Origin of the sequence: Bradyrhizobium sp. WSM1417, from assembly GCF_000515415.1 — a bacterium.
GTDB lineage: Bacteria > Pseudomonadota > Alphaproteobacteria > Rhizobiales > Xanthobacteraceae > Bradyrhizobium.
The window spans coordinates 1,290,394-1,311,673 of sequence record NZ_KI911783.1 but is presented as its reverse complement, the minus strand read 5'-3'; the positions used below and the strand labels follow the sequence as shown (position 1 = coordinate 1,311,673).

Annotated in this window: 17 protein-coding genes and 1 tRNA gene; 7 read left to right on the top strand and 11 right to left on the bottom strand. The window is 63.8% G+C overall.

The genetic code is table 11. The annotated features are described in order from the left end of the window. Positions 1–144: 144 nt before the first annotated feature. Positions 145–234: transfer RNA gene (locus BRA1417_RS0106340), tRNA-Ser, on the bottom strand. A gap of 196 nt (positions 235–430) precedes the next feature. Between BRA1417_RS0106340 and BRA1417_RS0106335 the strand changes: the two genes are divergently transcribed. Further along, positions 431–772 (top strand): hypothetical protein, encoded by a 342-nt coding sequence (locus BRA1417_RS0106335; protein WP_027515105.1) that lies wholly within the window; start codon positions 431–433, stop codon positions 770–772. Positions 773–821: 49 nt separating this feature from the next. Here BRA1417_RS0106335 and BRA1417_RS0106330 read toward each other — a convergent pair whose 3' ends face one another. From BRA1417_RS0106330 to BRA1417_RS0106305, 5 genes are all read right to left on the bottom strand, one after another. After that, the gene (locus BRA1417_RS0106330) at positions 822–2,285 is read right to left on the bottom strand and encodes a trehalose-6-phosphate synthase (protein WP_027515104.1); all 1,464 of its coding nucleotides are present in this window, start codon (positions 2,283–2,285) and stop codon (positions 822–824) included. 238 nt (positions 2,286–2,523) lie between these two features. Then, positions 2,524–3,345, bottom strand: a complete 822-nt coding sequence (gene otsB, locus BRA1417_RS0106325; protein ID WP_027515103.1) for a trehalose-phosphatase — start codon at positions 3,343–3,345, stop codon at positions 2,524–2,526. 3 nt (positions 3,346–3,348) lie between these two features. Continuing rightward, complete coding sequence (locus BRA1417_RS0106320) at positions 3,349–4,836, bottom strand: MFS transporter (protein ID WP_027515102.1); 1,488 nt, start codon at positions 4,834–4,836, stop codon at positions 3,349–3,351. Positions 4,837–5,187: 351 nt separating this feature from the next. Next, positions 5,188–7,221, bottom strand: a complete 2,034-nt coding sequence (locus BRA1417_RS0106310; RefSeq protein WP_027515101.1) for a methyl-accepting chemotaxis protein — start codon at positions 7,219–7,221, stop codon at positions 5,188–5,190. Positions 7,222–7,406: 185 nt separating this feature from the next. Further along, entirely contained in the window at positions 7,407–9,446 is a 2,040-nt protein-coding gene (locus BRA1417_RS0106305; RefSeq protein ID WP_027515100.1) for a methyl-accepting chemotaxis protein, read from the bottom strand. A 337-nt stretch (positions 9,447–9,783) separates the two neighbouring features. Here BRA1417_RS0106305 and BRA1417_RS0106300 point away from each other — a divergent pair, with 337 nt between their 5' ends. The 4 genes from BRA1417_RS0106300 to BRA1417_RS0106285 all read left to right on the top strand — a co-directional run bounded on the left by BRA1417_RS0106300 (position 9,784) and on the right by BRA1417_RS0106285 (position 14,832). Beyond that, a complete protein-coding gene (locus BRA1417_RS0106300; RefSeq protein WP_027515099.1) occupies positions 9,784–10,269 on the top strand; it encodes a (2Fe-2S)-binding protein in 486 nt (161 codons plus the stop codon). 83 nt (positions 10,270–10,352) lie between these two features. Continuing rightward, on the top strand, positions 10,353–12,695 hold the full coding sequence (locus BRA1417_RS0106295) for a xanthine dehydrogenase family protein molybdopterin-binding subunit (protein WP_027515098.1): 2,343 nt from the start codon (positions 10,353–10,355) through the stop codon (positions 12,693–12,695). Between the two features lie 13 nt (positions 12,696–12,708). Continuing rightward, a complete protein-coding gene (locus BRA1417_RS0106290) occupies positions 12,709–13,509 on the top strand; it encodes a xanthine dehydrogenase family protein subunit M (protein ID WP_027515097.1) in 801 nt (266 codons plus the stop codon). A gap of 210 nt (positions 13,510–13,719) precedes the next feature. Then, a complete protein-coding gene (locus tag BRA1417_RS0106285) occupies positions 13,720–14,832 on the top strand; it encodes a CaiB/BaiF CoA-transferase family protein (RefSeq protein WP_027515096.1) in 1,113 nt (370 codons plus the stop codon). 199 nt (positions 14,833–15,031) lie between these two features. On the opposite strand, the gene hppD is transcribed toward BRA1417_RS0106285, so the two are convergent. Then, positions 15,032–16,147: a 4-hydroxyphenylpyruvate dioxygenase gene (gene hppD / locus BRA1417_RS0106280; protein WP_027515095.1), complete on the bottom strand. Its 1,116-nt coding sequence runs from the start codon at positions 16,145–16,147 to the stop codon at positions 15,032–15,034. A gap of 121 nt (positions 16,148–16,268) precedes the next feature. On the opposite strand from hppD, the gene BRA1417_RS0106275 reads away from it, so the two are divergent. Next, on the top strand, positions 16,269–16,748 hold the full coding sequence (locus BRA1417_RS0106275; RefSeq protein ID WP_027515094.1) for an Lrp/AsnC family transcriptional regulator: 480 nt from the start codon (positions 16,269–16,271) through the stop codon (positions 16,746–16,748). A 75-nt stretch (positions 16,749–16,823) separates the two neighbouring features. Continuing rightward, on the top strand, positions 16,824–17,135 hold the full coding sequence (locus tag BRA1417_RS0106270; RefSeq protein WP_027515093.1) for a DUF1272 domain-containing protein: 312 nt from the start codon (positions 16,824–16,826) through the stop codon (positions 17,133–17,135). A gap of 123 nt (positions 17,136–17,258) precedes the next feature. Here the strand turns inward: BRA1417_RS0106270 and fahA are convergent, their stop codons facing one another. The 4 genes from fahA to BRA1417_RS0106250 form a co-directional block, all read right to left on the bottom strand. Then, on the bottom strand, positions 17,259–18,533 hold the full coding sequence (gene fahA / locus BRA1417_RS0106265; protein ID WP_027515092.1) for a fumarylacetoacetase: 1,275 nt from the start codon (positions 18,531–18,533) through the stop codon (positions 17,259–17,261). Between the two features lie 177 nt (positions 18,534–18,710). Next, positions 18,711–20,057, bottom strand: coding sequence for a homogentisate 1,2-dioxygenase (gene hmgA, locus BRA1417_RS0106260; RefSeq protein WP_027515091.1), 1,347 nt, complete (start codon positions 20,055–20,057; stop codon positions 18,711–18,713). Continuing rightward, positions 20,054–21,016: an MBL fold metallo-hydrolase gene (locus BRA1417_RS0106255; protein ID WP_027515090.1), complete on the bottom strand. Its 963-nt coding sequence runs from the start codon at positions 21,014–21,016 to the stop codon at positions 20,054–20,056. Before BRA1417_RS0106255 ends, hmgA begins: the two co-directional genes overlap by 4 nt. Positions 21,017–21,035: 19 nt before the next feature. Then, positions 21,036–21,257 (bottom strand): DUF2783 domain-containing protein, encoded by a 222-nt coding sequence (locus BRA1417_RS0106250; protein ID WP_027515089.1) that lies wholly within the window; start codon positions 21,255–21,257, stop codon positions 21,036–21,038. Positions 21,258–21,280: the final 23 nt, after the last annotated feature.

Genomic DNA, 21,280 nt, shown 5'->3' with positions numbered 1-21,280 from the left:
TTTTTGACGCGGCTATTTGGACAGCGACAAACTAGAGCATCTGCCTGCGCGGCCGCATCGCCATGGCGGCAGCGACCACCGATGAAGGGTGTCGCGGACGGGCGCGAGGTACGGGAGGTATAGATTGGCCGGACACGGGGCTGATGGCGGAGAGAGTGGGATTCGAACCCACGGTACGGTTTCCCGCACACACGCTTTCCAAGCGTGCGCCTTAAGCCACTCGGCCATCTCTCCGGAGCGCACTCTCTTGAAGGGGCGCCGGTGATTTTGCAAGGGATCGCGGGGAAATCGGGTGATTTTTCCGTAAGATATTGTATTTTATAGACAATATCAGGCGCCACGCCAACGCTCGTAATGGCCCGCTCGCTGAACCGGCGGCCGGTTTGACGCGACGATTCACTCAAGAGCGTCAAACACGTCCGGGGGCACCATGACCATCCGCAACACCGTCGCTGCGCTGAGCCTGATTTCGGCCCTTGCCACCGCCTTCGCCGGATCGGCCGACGCACAGGTCTGCACCCGGCAAGGGGTCGACGTCAGCTGTGACGACGGACGGCGCGGGATGCTTTCGGGCGATGCCATCCTCTGGCCCGACGGCACCCGCTCGAGCGCGACGCCGCATCAAAGCGTCATCATCGGCAACAAGAGCTCGGTGCATGTCGGGCCCGGCGTGTTCGTCGGCCAGGGCAAGGGCATGGTGCCGCTCGACGATCCGAACGCGCCGAACAAGCGGCAGTGCGCGATTCTGGAAGGCGTGTCGTATTGCTATTGAGGCTCTCGTCTTCGCCCTGCCCTCCCCTTAGAGAACGGGGAGAAGGAGACTAGATCAGCCGCACGCCTGAGATCGCCGACTTGAGCCAGCGCAACGCCTGCGGCGGCTGGTTGGCGAGCGGCGCCACTGCGGCCTTCTCCGTCCGGCACTTCTCCAGTTCGGCGACGAAATCCGCCGACCATTGCTGGATTGTGTGGCCGCGCAGCTTCTTCATCATCGCATCCCAGCGCATCTTGCGCTCGGTGAGCGGCATCGCAGCCGCGACCGCGATCGCGCGCGCCATACCGTCGATGTCATGCGGATTGACCAGCAGCGCGGCGTCGAGCTCGTTGGCCGCGCCGGCGAATTTCGACAGCACCAGCACGCCGGGATCGGCCGGGTTTTGCGCGGCGACGTATTCCTTGGCGACAAGGTTCATGCCGTCGTGCAGCGGCGTCACCACGCCGATCTGCGCGGTGCGGTAGAGACCCGCGAGCACGGCCTGGCTAAAACCCTTGTTGAGATAGCGGATGGGTGTCCAGTCGGCCTCGCCATGGCGCCCATTGACGTCGGACACGAGCCGCGCGACCTCGTTCTGCAAATTGCCATAGGCTTCGATGGCACCGCGCGAGGGATTTGCGATCTGCAACAGCGAAATGCTGCGCGCAAAGTGCGGATGATCGGTCCAGAGCCGGTCGAACGCGCTGATGCGGTTGACGAGGCCCTTGGAATAGTCGAGCCGGTCGACGCCGATCGCGAGCCGCTCGCCATTGAGGCTGCGGCGCAGCCGCGACACGTCCGGATGCGACGCCGATTTCGCCGCGTATTGCGCGAACTTCTCGGCATCGATGCCGATCGGAAAGACCTCGCAGCGCGTTCGGCCATGCTGCGAGATCGCAACGCCGTCTTCGACGGCGAGACCGAGTTCGCTCGCGACATAGCCGAGGAAATTTTGGCAATCGTCATTGGTCTGGAAGCCGATCAGATCATAGGCCAGCATCGCCGTGATCAGCTCGCGATGATTGGGCACGCCTTGCATCACCGCGGCGACCGGCCATGGCGTATGAAGGAAGAAGCCAATCGGATCGTCGACGCCGAGGTCCCGCAGCTCCGCGCCGAGCGCGAGGAAATGATAATCCTGCACCCAGAACGCCGTTTGTGCTTTCCGGAAGCGCATCAAAGCGCGCGCCATGAAGGCGTTGACCTCGCGATAGCTGACATAGTCGTCACGCGAGACGCGGATCAGATCGCTGCGCGAGTGCAGCGCCGGCCACAGCGCCGAATTGGCAAAGCCTTCGTAATAGCCGCCATAGTGCGCCGCCGGCAGATCCAGCGTCGCGATCGCGCCCGAACCCAGTGCTTCGATCTCGGCGAACGGCTCCTTTTGATGACCGTCACGCACACGGCCCGAGGAACCCACCCAGATCGCACCCGAATGTTCCACGACGGGTAACAAGGCCGCCGCGAGACCGCCCGTCATGGGCTCATTGGGCTTGCCGCGTGCGACGCGATTCGAAACGACGACTAAGTTCACAGGTCGTCCCCTCCTGTTTCATTCCACCCCATTTAACTGCCGTTCATCAATATGGTTCCTGATCATCCTTTGCACCAATTGAAACCAAAATCGGGCGTGCGCGTTGGAACCGGTTTACCTCCAGGCAACCTGACGATTTCGCTACACAAAGTCGGCTTTGGAACCGTGGCACGCGCAAGATGAAGCGGACGCGCTGGCGAATTACACGCGCGATATGTGGCTCCGAGATGTCCGCGCCTTATTCCAACCTTGAGTCGTCGAGCAGGCGCGCAAGGAACGTGCGCACATCATTCGGGGCATCGAAGTGTCCGTTGACGCCCATGGCGCGGCGGCCGACCGAGAAGGCGAGCCCGTTCATGTCGGGCATGATCGCGAACACGGTCTCGTCGGTGACGTCGTCGCCGATGAAGATCGGGCGACGCCCCTTGAAAGGCTCGTGCTTCATCAACTCGCGCACGCCGGTCGCCTTGGTGAAGCCGGAATGCTTGATCTCGCAAACGAACTTGCCGGGCAGCACCTCGATCGGCGCATTGGGCAAGTCGGCGCGGATCAGCGAAACGGATTCATAGATCGCTTTCTCCGCATGCGGCGCAAGGCGGTAATGCAGCGCCAGCGAATAGCCCTTGTCTTCGAGCAGAATGCCGGGACTGAGCTTGGCGACCGCCGCGAGCCGCCGCTTCAACTCCTTGTCCAGCGGCGGCGCGCTGACGGCATCGGCTTCGTTGTCCACCGAAAGCCGCATTTCCGCGCCGTGGCCGGCGACGGCGCGAAAGACATCGGGCGCGAAGATCAGGTCGATGTCGTTGAGCGAACGGCCGCTGACCATCGCCAGCGCGCCCGAGGTGCGCTCGGTCAACCGGTTCAGCGTTTCCGACAATCCGGGCGGCACCCACACCTCGCGCGGCGTCGGCATCAGGTCGAGCAGCGTACCGTCGATGTCGAGCAGGATCGCCGTTTCATTGAGATGCGGCACGAGTGCGTGAGGCACCGGCACCGCGTCGGGCGCTTCATCGTCGACCATGGTGCGCTCTTGATCCAATTCAGCCAATTCCGATTTCATAGTCTACTCCATGGAAGCAAGCGGCCGCGCGATTTCTTCGAGCGATCTGCGTTCCGCCGAGATGGCATAGCGCCACGCCACGATCGCGGCCGCGATCATCAGGAAGGCCCCCAGCAAATAACCTGCGAATACGCTCGTGCGTGACCCGGTGTCGATCAGCGCCCCGAACAACGCGGGGCCGATCACGCCACCGATCCCGGTGCCGACCGCGTAGAACACGGCGATCGCGAGCGCACGGACTTCCAAGGGAAAAGTCTCGCTGACGGTGAGATAGGCGGCGCTCGCGGCGGGCGAGGCAAAGAAGAAGATCACCATCCAGGCGATGGTCTGCCCTTGCGCGCTCAAGGCGCCGATCGAGAACAGATAACCCGACAGCGCCAGCAACAGGCCCGACGTCCCGTAGGTGAACATGATCATGGTCCGGCGGCCGAGCGTATCGAACAGGCGGCCGAGCAGCAGCGGACCGAGGAAATTGCCGGCGGCGAAGGGGAGCAGATACCAGCCGACATGATCGGCGCTGATGCCGTAAAAATCGGTCAACACCAGCGCAAAGGTGAAGAAGATGGCGTTGTAGAAGAAAGCCTGCGCGATCATCAGCACGAGGCCGACCATCGCGCGCTGGCGATAGACCGAGAACAGCGTGTGCACGACCTCGCGGATCGGCGTGTGACTCCGCATTTTCAGGCGGATCTTGGCGAAGCGCCCGTCGCTCGTGTCCTGATCGTGTCCGATCACCGAGCGCTCGATCTCGTCGACGATGGCGTGGGCCTGGTCGGGACGGCCGTGGATCATCAGCCAGCGCGGACTCTCCGGAATCCACATCCGCATCAAGAGCACGACGAGGCCGATGGCCGCGCCGATGAGATAAGCGAGGCGCCAGCCGAGATCGGGGCCGATCACCGCGGGATCGAGCAGCACGATGGCCGCCACGGCGCCCATCGCGGCGCCGATCCAGAAGCTGCCGTTGATGACGAGATCGGTCCAGCCGCGATAGCGCGCCGGCACCAGTTCCTGGATGGTCGAATTGATCGCCGTATATTCGCCGCCGATGCCGGCGCCGGTGAGGAAGCGAAACAGCGCGTAGCTCGCGACATCCCATGACAGAGCGGTTGCGCCCGTCGCGGAGAGATAGAGCGCGAGCGTGATAAAGAACAGCTTCTTGCGGCCGATCCGGTCGGTCAGCCAGCCGAAACCGAGCGCTCCGAGCACCGCGCCCGCGAGATAGGCGGAATTGGCAACGCCGAGATCGAGATTGGAGAAATGCAGGGTGGGACTCTGCTTCAGCGCGCCGGAGAGCGCGCCGGCCAGCGTCACCTCGAGGCCATCCAGAATCCAGGTGATGCCGAGCGCGAGCACGACGCGGGTGTGAAAGCCGCTCCACGGCAGCGCGTCAAGTCGTGCGGGAATGCTGGTTTCGATGATGCGGTCGGCTGCGACCGCCGTGGAGACCACTGGTCCATCGTTCGGCGCTGGGCTTCGCTGCAATTCCATCGCGTTGTTGTATCTGACCAATGGACATGGCCCCGGTTCACATGACGTGGACGGGGGCGATCCGATCAAGGGGGTGCGGCATTCCGCCTGCCACCTGCGACAACGTCTGCGGCGAGGGCAGGTTCCAGCCGCAACAGCGGTTCGCGCCGCTGCTTTCCGACGGTATCACAAAGAGTTAGCGCATGGCCCAGATCAGAAAGACGACACATTCTCGCTCAGCCGCGCGCAAGGAAGCATCCCCGCCCGTCGTGCCGGACGAGCGAAGCGCCTGACAGCGCGGATCCCGGATGACAGCGGAGTGAGAGGCGAGAGCGAGGATTTCAGCCGCAGGCGCCTGGCATCCGGCGATACTTACGCTGCCCGGATATTCCCCATGAAGCGGTCGAGCTCGGCGCGCAGGCGGGTGCTTTCGGATGACAGCGTCTTGGCCGAGTGCAGCACCTCTTCCGAGGCCGAGCCGGTTTCGGCGGCGCCGCGGTTGACTTGGCCGATGTCGGTGGCGGCGGTCTGAGTGCCCTGTGCGACGGTCTGGACGCTGCGGGCGATTTCCTGCGTCGCCGCGCCTTGCTGCTCGACCGCGCTCGCAATCGACGTCGAGATCGACGAGATCTGGCCGATGGTCGCGCCGATCTCCTTGATCGCTGCAACTGATTCGGCGGTCGCGCCCTGCATGCCCGTGATGTGGGAGGAAATCTCGTCGGTGGCCTTCGCGGTCTGGCTCGCGAGCGACTTCACTTCGCTGGCGACCACTGCAAAGCCGCGGCCGGCTTCACCGGCGCGTGCCGCCTCGATGGTCGCGTTGAGCGCCAGAAGATTGGTCTGCTCGGCGATCGCCGTGATGAGCTTGACGACTTCGCCGATCTGCTGGGCGGCATGCGAGAGCTTGCCGATGCGGTTATCGGTCTCCTTTGCCTGCACCACGGCAGCTTCGGCAATGCGGCTGGAATCGCGGACCTGGCGGCCGATCTCCTCGACCGAGGCCGAGAGCTCTTCCGTCGCGGTCGCGACCGACTGCATGTTGCTGGAGGCCTGCTCGGAGACGTCGGCGACCTGGCTCGACAGGCTCTGGGTGGTCTCGGCGGTGCGGGTCAGCGTCGAGGCCGCCGATTCCAGCTGCACGGCTGAAGCCGAGACGTTGGAGACGATGGCGCCGACCGCGCTCTCGAAATCGTCGGCGAAACGAATCAGCTCGGAACGACGGCTTGCGGCCTGCTCCCTGTTCTGGAGTTCGTTGGCGGCGGCATCGCGCTCGGCCTTGGCCACGGCCTGCACCTTGAATTCCTCGACCGCGCCGGCCATCTCGCCGATCTCGTCCCTGCGCCCCAGGCCCGGCAGCACGACGTCGAAATTGCCCGAGGCAAGCTCGCGCATCGCCTTGCACATCGCGATCATCGGACGCGAAATGCCATTGCCCAGCATCAAGGCCAGCGCAGCACCGACAGCAAGGCCACCCAGCGCCATCATCAGCATCAGCCGCTCGGTCTCGCTGATGGTGGCATTGGCGTTGACTTCGATGCGCTGCTGATCCGCCGTCAGCTCCGAGCGCAGCTCACCCGAGAGCTTGAGAATGGACGCGGCCGTCTTGGTCATGTCGCCGTTGAGCTTGACGATGACCTTCACATTCTCGGTCAGCTTTGAAAAGGAGGCGCGGTACTGCTTGAGGAGATTGCTGATCTCGGTGACGCGGTCGGTGATCTTCTGGTCGTTGGCATAGATCGAGACCAGCAAGGTCTCCAGAAATTTGATGCGGGCGATCACGCCGTCGGCGGTCTTCGGCTCCGGCTTGGCGACGAAGGCGCTGACCGAGGTGGAGACCGCCAGATATTGCGATGTGATGTCCTTGGCCGTGCCCTGAACCGAGTTCAGGCCCGCCAATGCCGCGGTATCGGCAAGATCGTCGAACTTGAAGCGGATCTTGTTGCCGACGCTGTTGAGCTCATCCGTCGCGATCTTGCCGTTCTCGCGCGTCAACGTGATGATCTCGCCGAACACCTTGGTAAAGCTCTTGAAGTCGGCCTCGAGCCTGCCGACCTGCTCGCGGCGCGCGGCGCCCGTGGTGGCCGCCGCAGACTTGGCGATCGCGGCCCTCAAATTCTCTTCGGCCGCTTTGGCGGCGGTCTCATCATCCGCCGCGCCGGTCAGCGTGTAGGCCCGCGCCAACCCCTGATAGGCGATCAGCTCGCGATCGACCGTCCGCGCAACGTCCGCTTCGGCGACGCTGGAGCGGTAGGAGGCCACGGCGGCCTGGATCCGTTCGAAGCCGTAATAAGCGAAAGCCATGCTGACGGCCAGGATGGCGAGCACCGCCACGAAGCCGAGGATAATTTTTGCGCGAAAACGCAAGGTGAGCAGCTTCGATGTGGTCGACTTCGACTTGACGGGCATTCCCCCACCCCATTCCATTCGCGGAAACCCAGGCGCAGCCCGAAAGCAGCCCGCTTCCTGACGCGTGAGCACGGTAAATGGCAAAGGATAAGCTGCGGTAAATTTGTGGCGCCGCAACCGGCGGTTACGTGACGCAGGGTCTCGTCGTCCTGGCTTTCGCCAGGACGACATTGACGGGAATGCCCCTACGCTGCCCGGATATTGCCCATGAAGCGGTCGAGTTCGGCGCGCAGGCGGGTGCTTTCGGATGACAGCGTCTTGGCCGAGTGCAGCACCTCTTCCGAGGCCGAGCCGGTCTCAGCGGCGCCGCGATTGACCTGGCCGATGTCGGTTGCGGCGGTCTGAGTGCCCTGTGCGACGGTCTGGACGCTGCGCGCGATTTCCTGGGTCGCCGCGCCCTGCTGCTCCACCGCGCTCGCAATCGACGTCGAGATCGACGAGATCTGGCCGATGGTCGCGCCGATCTCCTTGATCGCTGCAACTGATTCGGCCGTCGCGCCCTGCATGCCCGTGATGTGGGAGGAAATCTCGTCGGTGGCCTTCGCCGTCTGGCTCGCGAGCGACTTCACTTCGCTGGCGACCACTGCAAAGCCGCGGCCGGCTTCACCGGCGCGTGCCGCCTCGATGGTCGCGTTGAGCGCCAGAAGATTGGTCTGCTCGGCGATCGCCGTGATGAGCTTGACGACTTCGCCGATCTGCTGGGCGGCATGCGAGAGCTTGCCGATGCGGTTATCGGTCTCCTTTGCCTGCACCACGGCAGCTTCGGCAATGCGGCTGGAATCGCGGACCTGGCGGCCGATCTCCTCGACCGAGGCCGAGAGCTCTTCCGTCGCGGTCGCGACCGACTGCATGTTGCTGGAGGCCTGCTCGGAGACGTCGGCGACCTGGCTCGACAGGCTCTGTGTGGTCTCGGCGGTGCGGGTCAGCGTCGAGGCCGCCGATTCCAGCTGCACGGCGGAAGCCGAGACGTTGGAGACGATGGCGCCGACCGCGCTCTCGAAATCGTCGGCGAAACGAATCAGCTCGGAACGACGGCTTGCGGCCTGCTCCCTGTTCTGGAGTTCGTTGGCGGCGGCATCGCGCTCGGCCTTGGCCACGGCCTGCACCTTGAATTCCTCGACCGCGCCGGCCATCTCGCCGATCTCGTCCCTGCGCCCCAGGCCCGGCAGCACGACGTCGAAATTGCCCGAGGCAAGCTCGCGCATCGCCTTGCACATCGCGATCATCGGACGCGAAATGCCGGTGCCGAGCAGGAAGGCGAGGATCGCGCCGAGCAGCGTGCCGCCGACGGCCAGCATCAGCACCAGTTGCTCGGTCTTCCCGATGGTCGCTTCCGATTCGGACTCCAGCCGCTGCTGTTCGGCAACGAGGTCCGCCTTCATGGCGGTGGCGCCCTGAAGGATCGCGCCGGCCGAACCGCTCATCTCGGTGACGAGATCGTCCACCATCTTGGCATTGGCGATCAGCTTCTCCAGCGATGCCCGATAGGCACCGAGCAAATCCTTGGCGTCCTTCAGGCCCGCGACGATTTTGTCGTCCATGGAATAGACCGCGTTGAGCGAGTTCTCGACGAATTTCAGCCGCGCCAGCGCGCTGGTCGCGGTCGCCTGGTCGGATGTCAGCACGAAATTGGTCGCTGCCGCGTTCGCGGTCTGGAACTGGGCGTTGACCTGCTTGGTCCCGAACTCGATCGCCTGCGCCTCGGAATCGGAAGCATTGTTGCCGATGTCGTCGAGCTTGTATTTCAGGAGGTTGGCGTTGCGCATGAGCTGGTTCTGCACCAGCAGCGCACTGTCACGCTTGGCCTGGAGGACTTTTGCGAAGGTCGCGGAGAAGTTGGAAAACTCCTTGGCGAGCTTGCCCAGACTTTCCTGCCGCGCCGGCTTCTTGGCGCTCTTGACCGCCTGGTCAATGGCGCTCTTCAGGCTGGTCTCGGCGTCCAGCGCCGTCTTGGCGTCGTCCTCCTTGCCGGTGACGACGAAATATTTGACGGCCGAGCGATAGGCCAGCAGCTCCCGGTCGATATTACGGGCGAGATCGGCCTCGGTGACGCTGCTGCGGTAGGACCCGACCCCGGACGAGACCCGCTCGAAGCCAAAATAGGAGAAAGCCATGCTGCCGGCGGAGATTACCAGCACGGCGGCAAAGCCCAGGATGATCTTGGCGCGGAACCTGAGGGCCGGCATTATTGTGCGCTTCGACGACAACGCGATACGCCCGGACATTCCCACCCCCATTTTCATTCAGCCGAGATCCGGTGGCGCCCCGCCCCCTGACCTGGCTGCGCAAAACTAAGGCAGAATCGATAAGGGGCGGTAAATTCGGTGCGCCCGCAGAGTTTCAGGCTCTATCGGCCAGGGCGGACCCCTTAGACAGAGGCTGGCATCCCAGCCGCGGCCCGGCGCCGCGCCCGATCCGGTCGACTCGGCCTCCTCAATCAGCGCTGGCCATTCTGAATCAATGACTTTTCCATGACGCGGGCGACCAAAATCGTAGTTGCAAAGTTCCGGGTCGCTGTCTCTAATTAGAAACAATCAAAATCGACCCCGGGAGGACTTCAACGTGTCTACAGTCAAACTGACGGTGAACGGCAAGGCTGTTGCCGTTGACGTCGAGGACCGCACGCTGTTGGTTCAGCTGCTGCGCGATCACCTCAACCTCACCGGAACCCATGTCGGCTGCGACACCAGCCAGTGCGGCGCCTGCGTCGTCCATATGGACGGCAAGGCGGTCAAATCCTGCACCATGCTGGCGGGACAGGCCGACGGCGCCAGCATCACGACGATCGAAGGCATCGCCAAGGGCGACGAACTGCACCCGATGCAGGCGGCCTTCCGCGACAATCACGGCCTGCAGTGCGGCTATTGCACGCCGGGCATGATCATGTCGGCCATCGACATCGTGCACCGCCATGGTGGCCAGCTCGACGAGGCCACCGTCCGCCACGAGCTCGAAGGCAATATCTGCCGCTGCACCGGCTACCACAACATCGTCAAAGCCGTGCTGGACGCGGCAGGCCGCATGAAGGTCTCGCAGGCGGCCGAGTAAGCGGCCCGCCTCGAACAAGAACGATCGCCGCCGCTTTCGAGGGAAAGCGCGGTCAAGATAAATTCCGGTCGGGAGGACCAGACATGGGTGTTGAAGGCATTGGCGCGAGCGTCGTGCGCAAGGAAGACAAGCGTTTCATTACCGGCAAGGGCCGCTACGTCGACGACATCAAATTGCAGGGCATGACCCATGCCCATTTCATCCGCAGCCCGCACGCGCATGCCAAGGTGAAGGGGATCGATTCCTCCGAGGCGCTGAAGATGCCGGGCGTGGTCGCCGTGCTGACCGGTCAGCAAATCGTCGACGACAAGGTCGGCAACCTAATCTGTGGCTGGGCTATCACCTCCAAGGACGGCAGCCCCATGAAGATGGGCGCATGGCCGGCAATGGCGCCGGAGACGGTGCGCTTCGTCGGTCAGGCCGTCGCAGTCGTGATCGCCGAGACCAAAAATCTCGCACGCGACGCGGCCGAAGCCGTTGTCGTGAACTACGAAGAGCTGCCCGCGGTCGCCGACGTCCACGCCGCGATCAAGTCCGGCGCGCCGCAGCTGCATCCCGAAGCTCCCGGCAACCAGGTCTATGACTGGGTGATCGGCGACGAGGGCGCCACCGATGCTGCCTTCGCCAAGGCCGCCAACGTGGTGAAGCTCGACGTCACCAACAACCGCCTCGCGCCGAATGCAATGGAGCCGCGCGCCGCGATCGCCGATTACGATTCCGCGGAAGAGCACTTCACGCTCTACACGACGTCGCAGAATCCGCACGTCGCCCGCTTGGTGCTGTCGGCGTTCTACAACATCGCACCCGAGCATAAGCTGCGGGTGATCGCACCCGACGTCGGCGGCGGCTTCGGCTCGAAGATCTTCATCTACCCCGAAGAAATGGTGGCGCTGTGGGCCTCGAAGAAAGTCGGCCGTCCCGTGAAATGGACCGGCGACCGCACCGAAGCCTTCCTCACCGATGCGCATGGCCGCGACCACGTCACCCATGCCGAGATGGCGTTCGACGCCAACAACAAGATCACCGGATTGAAGGTGAAGACCTACGCCAATTTCGGCGCCTACATGTCGCTGTTCTCGTCCTCGGTGCCGACCTATCTCTACGCGACGCTGCTGTCGGGCCAATACAACATCCCGGCGATTCATGCCGAGGTGGTCGGGGTCTATACCAACACCACGCCGGTCGACGCCTATCGCGGCGCCGGCCGCCCCGAGGCGAGCTATCTGATCGAACGTCTGATGGAGACGGCGGCGCGGCAGTTGAAGGTCGATCCGGCCGCGCTGCGCCGGACCAACTTCATCACCCAGTTCCCGCACCAGACGCCCGTGATCATGGCCTATGACACCGGCGATTTTAACGCCTCGCTCGACGCCGCGATGAAGGCGATCGACTATGCCGGCTTTGCCGGGCGCAAGGCCAAGGCGAAGGCCGACGGCAAGCTGCGCGGCATCGGCGTGTCCTGCTACATCGAAGCCTGCGGCATCGCGCCGTCGAAGGCGGTCGGCAGCCTGGGCGCCGGCGTCGGCCTTTGGGAATCCGCCGAGGTCCGCGTCAACCCGGTCGGCACCATCGAGGTCCTGACGGGGTCGCACAGCCACGGCCAGGGTCACGAGACCACGTTCTGCCAGCTCGTAGCCGAACGCCTCGGCGTTCCCATCAGCCAGGTCTCGATCGTCCATGGCGATACCGACAAGGTGCAGTTCGGCATGGGCACCTACGGCTCGCGCTCCGCGGCTGTCGGCCTCACCGCGATCCTGAAGGCGATGGAGAAGATGGAATCCAAAGCCAAGAAAATCGCCGCGCATGCGCTGGAAGCCTCGGAAGGCGACATCGTCATCGAGAACGGCGAGTTCAAGGTGGCCGGGACCGACAAGGCGATCGCCTTCCCGATGGTCGCGCTCGCGGCCTACACCGCGCACAATCTGCCTGACGGGATGGAGCCGGGCCTGAAGGAGAGCGCCTTCTACGACCCGACCAACTTCACCTTCCCGGCCGGCACGTACATCTGCGAGCTCGAGGTCGATCCCGGTACGGGCAAGACCTCCTTCGTCAACTTCGTCGCGGCCGACGATTTCGGTCGGCTTATCAACCCGATGATCGTCGAAGGCCAGGTCCATGGCGGTCTCGTGCAAGGCATCGGACAAGCGTTGCTCGAGCACGCGATCTACGACGCCAACGGGCAGCCGGTCACGGCCTCGTTCATGGACTACGCCATGCCGCGCGCCGACGACGTTCCCTCGTTCAATCTCTCCCACACCACGACGCTGTGCCCCGGCAATCCGCTCGGCATCAAGGGTTGCGGCGAGGCCGGCGCGATCGGCGCCTCTGCGGCCGTGATCAATGCGATCACGGACGCGATCGGCAAGAACAATCTGGAAATGCCCGCAACCCCGGACAGGGTGTGGCGCACGATCCACGCGGCTTAAGGGAGGAACGAAGATGTACCAGACCGTTTATCATCGCGCGTCCTCGGTTGACGAAGCCGTCGCCCTGTTTTCCAAGAGCAGCGAAGCAAAGTTCCTCGCCGGCGGCCAGACGCTGCTGCCGGTCATGAAGCAGCGGCTCGCCAGTCCGTCCGACGTCATCGACCTCGGCAAGATCAAGGAGCTGCAGGGCGTCGAGCTTTCGGGCGACGTGCTGACCATCAAGGCCGGCACGACCTATTTCGACATCATGCAGAATGCCGATGTGAAGAAAGCGATTCCCGCAATCGCCTATCTCACCTCGGTGCTCGGCGATCCCGCCGTGCGGTATCGCGGCACGATCGGCGGCTCGATCGCCAACAACGATCCCGCCGCGGATTTTCCCGCCGCGCTGCTCGCGCTCGGCGCCACCGTGAAGACCAACAAGCGGTCGATCACGGCGGATGATTTCTTCCAGGGCATGTTCACGACGGCGCTGGAAGACGGCGAGCTCATCACCGCCGTGTCGTTCCCGGTTCCGGCGAAAGCAGGCTACGAAAAGATGCGCCACCCTGCGTCTCGCTTCGCGCTGACCGGCGTGTTCGTCGCGCAGACGAAATCGGGCGAGGTTCGGGTGGCCGCCACCGGCGCCTCGCAAAGCGGCGTGATGCGGGTCGCGGCAATCGAAGCGGCGCTGAAGGCGAATTGGTCACCGTCGGCGATCGACGGCGTGAGCATTTCGGCGAAAAATCTGCTGGCCGACATCCACGGCACGGCGGAGTACCGCGCCAACCTGATCAAGGTGATGGCGCAGCGCGCGGTGGCTGCCGCACGCTGATCATCGCGCCTTTAGCGCCTCAACACAAATCTTCCGCGGCGCGCACTTCGGTGCGCGCCGTTTTTCTTTGGCCGTGCCGATGAAATGCGCTTGCCTCGCTGGCGTGAAGGCGAGAAAAGTTAATCGGTCAATTAACTCGCCCCGCAGAGGAACGCCTTGGTGCTTGCCGACCATCGGCAATATGCGCCTTGGATCCGAGGAAACAAACACGTGCTCGATCAATCAGCCCAAAACTCCTCCGTTCGCGCCTCCGGCCCGCTTGCAGGCTTCCGCATCGTCGAATTCGCCGGCATTGGACCCGGCCCGTTCGCCTGCATGTTGCTGGCCGACATGGGCGCTGATGTCGTCACGCTCGATCGTGTCGGCGCCAGGAAGAGCATGAAGTCGGTCGCAGGCCGCGGCCGCAAGGTGGTCGAGCTCGATCTCAAGGACAAGACGGCGATCGCGGAGGTGCTCGATCTGCTTGCGAATGCCGACGCGCTGGTCGAGGGTTTTCGTCCCGGCGTGATGGAGCGGCTCGGCCTCGGCCCTGACGTGGTGCTCGCGCGCAATCCAAAGCTGGTCTACGGCCGCATGACCGGCTGGGGCCAGCAAGGCCCGCTCGCCAGTGCCGCCGGCCACGACATCAACTACATCTCCATCACCGGCGCGCTTGCCGCGATCGGCACCAAGGAAGCGCCGGTGCCGCCGCTCAATTTGGTCGGCGATTTCGGTGGCGGCGCGCTCTACCTCGTCGTCGGCGTGCTTGCGGCGCTGCTGGAAGCCTCGCGGTCAGGCAAGGGGCAGGTCGTCGATGCCGCGATGTGCGACGGCGCGGCATCGCTGATGTCGTTCTTCTTCGACATGACCACGCTCGGCCGCTGGACCGAAGGCCGCAACGAGAACTTCCTCGACGGCGGCGCGCATTTCTACGGCGTCTACGAATGCGCCTGCGGCCATTTCATCTCGATCGGCTCGATCGAACCGCAATTCTACGCGCTGCTGCGCGAGCACGCCGGCCTGACCGACGCCGACTTCGACGCACAGATGGACCGCAAGGCCTGGCCCGCGCTGAAGGAAAAACTGAAGACGGTGTTCAAGAGCAAGACGCGCGAGGACTGGTGCAAGATCATGGAAGGCACCGACATCTGCTTTGCGCCGGTGCTGACCATGTCGGAAGCGACCGAGCATCCGCACATGGTCGCCCGACAGGTGTTTGTCGAGCGTCACGGCGTGAAGCAGCCGGCGCCGGCGCCGCGCTTTTCGCGGACGCCGTCAGCGGTGCGCGAGCCGGAAGGGGCGGAGATCGGCGCGGTGACGAAGGCGTGGCAAGTCGGGCGTTAGGGGCTGCAAGATTTTCCACTGCCGCACCACACTCCACCGTCGTCCTGGCGAAGGCCAGGACCCATAGCCACCAAACGTGGTTTGACGAACACTCGGAGTTACCAGTTCGCCCAACAACCGCTCGCTGGGGTAATGGGTCCTGGCTTTCGCCAGGACGACGGCTGCTTTTGACGTCGCGGCGTGCCTTAAGGTAGCGCGCCTACGCCGCATCCACCTTCAACACCCCACGCCGGATCTGATCCTCCTCGATCGATTCGAACAGCGCCTTGAAATTGCCTTCGCCGAAGCCGTCGTCACCCTTGCGCTGGATGAACTCGAAGAAGATCGGGCCGATCGCGTTGGCCGAGAAGATCTGCAGCAGCACCTTGGTCTGGCCGCCGTCGACCACGCCTTCGCCGTCGATCAGGATCCCATTTTTCTGAAGCCGCGCGACGTCCTCGCCATGCTTCGGCAACCGCGCGTCGATCCGCTCGAAATAGGTGTTTGGCGGCGCCGGCATGAAAGGCAGACCGGCCTCGCGCAGGCCCTCGATGGTGCGGTGGATGTCGCGGCAACCGCAGGCGATGTGCTGGATGCCTTCGCCGCGATAGATATTCAGATATTCCTCGATCTGGCCGGAATCGCCGGCGTCCTCGTTGATCGGAATCCGGATCTTGCCGTCGGGGCTCGTCAGCGCCCGCGAGAACAGGCCTGAGGCGCGGCCCTCGATGTCGAAGAAGCGGATCTGGCGGAAGTTGAAGAGCTTCTCGTAGAAGCCGGTCCAGACATCCATGCGGCCGCGATGGACGTTGTGGGTGAGGTGATCGAGGTAGAACAGGCCGGCGCCGGCGGGACGCGGATCGCGCGCGCCGAGCCATTCGAACTCGCTGTCATAGGCCGAGCCCTTGGCGCCGTAGCGATCGACGAAGTAGAGCAGGCTGCCGCCGATGCCCTTGATCGCGGGGACATCGAGCGTCTTCTGCGCGGATGACACATCGGCAGGTTCGGCGCCGAGCGAAATCGCGCGGTCATAGGCCTTCCTCGCATCGACGACGCGAAACGCCATTGACGGCGCACAGGGGCCGTGCGCGGCGACGAAATTGTGACCGTGGGTGCCGGGCTCCTCGTTGACGAGGTAGTTGATATCACCCTGGCGATAGACGGTGATCCTCTTCGTTCTGTGGCGCGCGACGGGCGCATAGCCCATCAGCTTGAACAGGGCGTGCAGCTGTTCCGGATCGGGATGCGCATATTCGACGAACTCGAACCCGTCGGTGCCCATCGGATTGTCGGCACTGATCGTGGCCGGCGGTGCATCGTGCGGAAACGGACCCATGGCGCTCTCCCAAATTGCTGCTGCCATGAACTATCCTTCATGGCGCCTGCAATGAGCGTGCAAACGGGACGTCATTTGGCTATCTTGCGCACGATCTGTGCAGAAAAAGGGCAAACCGCGCATGACTTTGGTGGATGCCTTCGACCTCAAGATCCTTGCCGCACTCCAGGACGACGGCCGCCTCACCAACCAGGAGCTCGCCGACCTCGCGGGACTCTCGGCCTCGCAATGCTCGCGGCGACGGATGCGGCTGGAAGAGGAGAAGGTGATCTCGGGCTACCATGCCGATCTCTCCAGCGAAGCGCTGGGCTTCGGCGTGGTCGCCTTCATCCAGGTAACGCTGGCAACCCACTCGCCGGACAATGCGAAGCGCTTCCGAACGCTGGTCAATCGAATCGACGAGATCCAGGAGGCCTATTCGCTCACGGGCGACGCCGACTATGTGCTGAAAGCCGTGCTGCGCGACCTCAAGAGTCTCTCCAATCTCGTCAACGACGTGCTGATGCCGCACCAGAGCGTGGCGCATGTGCGCTCATCGATCGTGCTCGACAGGCTGAAGGAAAGCACGCGTCTGCCGCTGAAAGAAATCAAACCCGGCTGAAATCGAGGGAAATCCGGCATTCGCGCTGCGCGCGCGATCTGCGATGATCGCCGCCAAATCTGCGGAGACTGAGCCATGGCCCTCCAGCTTCGACCGAACTGCGAATATTGCGACCGCGACCTGCCGCCAAACGCAACCGATGCGCGGATCTGCTCCTATGAATGCACGTTCTGTGCGGACTGCGTGGAGACGAAACTCTCCAACGTCTGCCCGAACTGCGGCGGCGCTTTTGCGCCGCGCCCGATCAGGCCAACGCGGGAATGGCGACCGGGCGTGTGCACGACCAAGCAGGCGCCGTCGGACAAGCGGGTGCATCTGAAGTACAGCCTGGAGGACGTCGCGGCGCATTGCGCGAGGATACGCGATGTCGCGCCGGAGAAGCGGTGAGCTGTCTCCCCGCCGTCATTGCGAGCGAAGCGAAGCACTCCAGACTGTCTCCGAGGAAGCAGTCTGGATTGCTTCGTCGCAAGGGCTCCTCGCAATGACGGAGAATATGGCGAGAGCTCGGCCCTACTCCGCCGCCAAAATCGTCCCCTCGACCTCACCAAAACCGACGCGATAGCCCTGGCCCTGGCACCAGCCGCGCATGACGAGGCTGTCGCCGTCTTCCAGGAATGACCGCTTGATGCCGCCGGGCAATTCGACCGGCTCAGTGCCGTTCCAGCTGATCTCCAGCAGGCTGCCGCGCTGGTTCTTCTCTGGGCCGGAGATCGTACCGCTGCCCAGGAGATCTCCGACATTCATGGCGCAGCCGGAGGAGGCGTGGTGCATCAGCTGCTGCACCGACGACCAGTACATATACTTGAAATTGGTACGGCTGATACCGGCTGGCGCGTTGGCTCCGGCGGCACGCAAGGAGACGTCGAGCTCGAGATCGTAGTTCTGCGGCTTGCCCTGCTTGAGGTAGTCGAGCGGCACCGGCTCCTGCGCCGGCCCGCTCAGGCGAAACGGCTCCAGCGCCTCGCGCGTCACCACCCACGGGCTGATCGAGGTCGCGAACGCCTTGGCGAGGAACGGGCCAAGCGGCACATATTCCCATTGCTGGATGTCGCGCGCGCTCCAGTCGTTGAGCAGCACAAAACCGAAGATCATCTCCTCGGCTTGCTGCTCCGTGAGCATGCCGCCCATGGCTGAGGGCTGGCCGACCACGACGCCCATCTCCAGCTCGAAATCGAGCCGTTTGCACGGTCCGAAGCTCGGCGCCTCCACATTCGGCGGCTTGAGCTGCCCGCGCGGCCGCTTCACCTTGGTGCCGGAGACCACGACGGTCGAGGCACGGCCGTTGTAGGCGATCGGCATATGAAGCCAGTTCGGCTGCAGCGCGTTGTCCTTGCCACGGAACATCACGCCGACATTGGTGGCGTGCTCCTTCGACGAATAGAAATCGGTGTAGCCTGAGACCGCGAACGGCAGATGCAGTTTCGCATCGCGCATCGGTACCAGAGCCTGCTTGCGCAGCTCCTCGTTGTCGCGCAGTTCTGGATGATCGTGGCGCAGCAGCTCGCTGATCCGCGCCCGCGTCTTCGCCCAGACCTTTGGCCCCAGCGCCATGAAAGCATTGAGCGACGGCGTCGAGAACACGCCGAGCGGGCCGACGTCGAGCCGCGAATCCTGCTCGATCTCCCAGAGATCGAGCACGTAGCTGCCGATCGCCACGCCGACGCGCGGCGTCGGATTGGCCGCGGTCGAGAACACGCCGTAAGGCAGGTTCTGGATCGAGAAGTCGGAGGCGGGATCGACGTCGATGAAGGAGCGGAGGCTGGGGTCGTTGGGGTGGGTTGTCACTTTTCGCCAGTCCTTTTTCCTTCTCCCCTTGTGGGAGAAGGTGGCGCGAAGCGCCGGATGAGGGGTTGCATCGACAATTGATACTGCGAGAGGCTCATGTGCGGAGACAGACCCCTCACCCGTCTCGCCGCAATGCGGCGATCCACCCTCTCCCGCAAGGGGGAGAGGGGAAGAACGTCACGGCTTGCTCGGATCGAACCGCTTTTCCAGGCCCTTCCAGCAATCCGCGTAATCGTCCTGCAACGTCGCGGAATTCGCGGCGTGTGCGGTGACGCGCTGCGCGTAGCGGGTCTCGAACATGAAGGCCATGGTGCCGGTCAGCTTGACCGGCTTCAGCTCGCCATTGCTGGCGTGCTCGAAGGCGTCGCGATCGGGCCCGTGCGGCAGCATGCAATTGTGCAGGCTGATGCCGCCCGGCACGAAACCTTGCGGCTTGGCGTCATAGACGCCGTAGATCAGGCCCATGAACTCGCTCATTATGTTCATGTGATACCACGGCGGGCGGAAGGTGTTGTCGGCGACCATCCAGCGCTCGGGGAAGATCACGAAATCGATATTCGCCGTGCCTGCCGTCTCCGACGGCGAGGTCAGCACGGTGAAGATCGAGGGATCGGGATGATCGAAGCCGATCGCGCCGACCGGCGAGAAGCTGCGCAGATCATATTTGTACGGCGCATAATTGCCGTGCCAGGCGACGACGTCGATCGGCGAGTGCGGCAACTGCGTCTTGAACAACGATCCGCCCCATTTCACGAACAGCTCGGTCGGGGTGTCCTTGTCCTCGTAGTGAGCGACGGGCGTCAGGAAGTCGCGGGCATTGGCAAGGCAATTGGCGCCGATCGGCCCGCGCTCCGGCAGCGTGAAGGCGCCGCCGTAGTTTTCGCAGAGATAGCCGCGCGCCGGCCCGTTCGGAATCTCCACCCGGAACTTGACGCCGCGCGGGATGACCGCGATCTCGCCGGGCTCGGCATCGATGCGACCGAACTCGGTGACGAGGCGAAGATTGCCCTGCTGCAGCACGAACATCAGCTCGCCGTCGGCATTGTAGAAGTGCTGGTCCACCATCGACTTGGTGATGAGATAGACATGGGCGGCCATGCCGGCCTGGGTGTTGACGTCGCCGGCGGTCGTCATGGTCTGCACGCCCTGAAGGAACGTCATGTCCTCCTTTGGGATCGGCGCCGGATCCCAGCGCAGCTGCTCGATCATGATCTCCTGCTCATGGCACGGCGCAGTGCGCCACAGCCGGGCATCGGCCTGGATAAAGCGTCCCGAATGCTTCACCGACGGGCGAATGCGATAGAGCCATGAGCGCTCATTGCTGCCGCGCGGCGCCGTGAAGGGCGAGCCGGAGAGCTGCTCGGCATAGAGCCCGTAGGCACAGCGCTGCGGCGAGTTGCGTCCGATCGGCAGCGCGCCGGGCAGCGCCTCGGTCTCAAAGCTGTTGCCGAAGCCGGACATGTAGCCCGGTGTGACCTGGGCTGTGCTGCGAATGATCTGATCGGGCGAGGTATTGATGTTCATGATGATCCTCCTCCTTGCAGGGCGGCCCACATCTCCTGGTCGCGCTTGTCGGTCCAGATCACGGGGTCGTCGATTCCCGACGCCTCGTCGTAGGCACGCGACACGTTGAACGGCAGACAGTGCTCGTAGATGGCGAAGCTCGAAAATTTCGGATCCATGACCTCGCGCGTCGCGGCCATCGATTCCTTCAGCGTGCGGCCCCTGGCGACCGAGATTTCAGCGGCGCCATAGAGCGAGGTGACGAAGTCGCGCGTCATCGCGATGGCTTCGCGCACCGTGGCGACACCCTTCAACGCATCGCCGCGGCCCGGCGCGATCGCCTTTGGATTGAAGTTGCGGATCTCGTTCAGCGTCAGCGGCCATTCGCGCAAATGCGCGTCGCCGCAATAGCAGGCCGAGTGGTATTCGATCAGGTCGCCGGAGAACATCACCTCGGCATCGGGCACCCAGGCGACGATGTCGCCGGAGGTGTGGCCGGCACCGAGCTGCATCAGGCGCACCTCGCGCTTGCCGAGATAGATCGACATCTCGCCTTCGAAGGTCAGCGTCGGCCAGGTCAGGCCGGGAATGCTCGATGCGTCCTGAAAAAGGCGCGGAAAGCGGCCATACTCGGAATCCCAATCCTGCTGGCCACGCTCCTCGATCAGGCGATAGGTCTCCTGCGAGGCGACGATGCCCTGCGCCTTGTAGGCGGAGGCACCGAGCACGCGCACGGCGTGATAATGCGACAGCACGACATATTTGATCGGCTTGTCGGTGACGGTGCGGACGCGCTCGATCACCTTGTTGGCCATCGCCGGCGTCGACTGCGCGTCGAACACCAGGCAACCGTCGTCGCCGACGATGATCGCGGTGTTCGGATCGCCCTCCGCGGTGAAGGCGTAGAGATCGGTGCCGATCTCCGAGAAGGTGATCTTCTTCTCCGAGAGGTCGCCGGTGGATGCGAAGTTCTTCGCCATCAGTTCGTTCCTTTGGACATTATTGTTGCTGTTGCTGTTGCTGGCCGTCGATCATGCGCCGCTTGGCGAGCAGGATGGCCTCCCGCAGCACGTCGATATCGCCGATATGGTTGGCGAGAATCAGCACCAGCGCCGCGTCAAAGTCGGCGCTTTGCTCGTCGGTGAAGCCACGATGCGCCTCCACGATGGCGCGAAAGGCATCGTCGGGCCGCGCGAAGTTGGAGCTGGTCGAGAGCGGCATGCGAATCCTCAATTCAAGCCAAT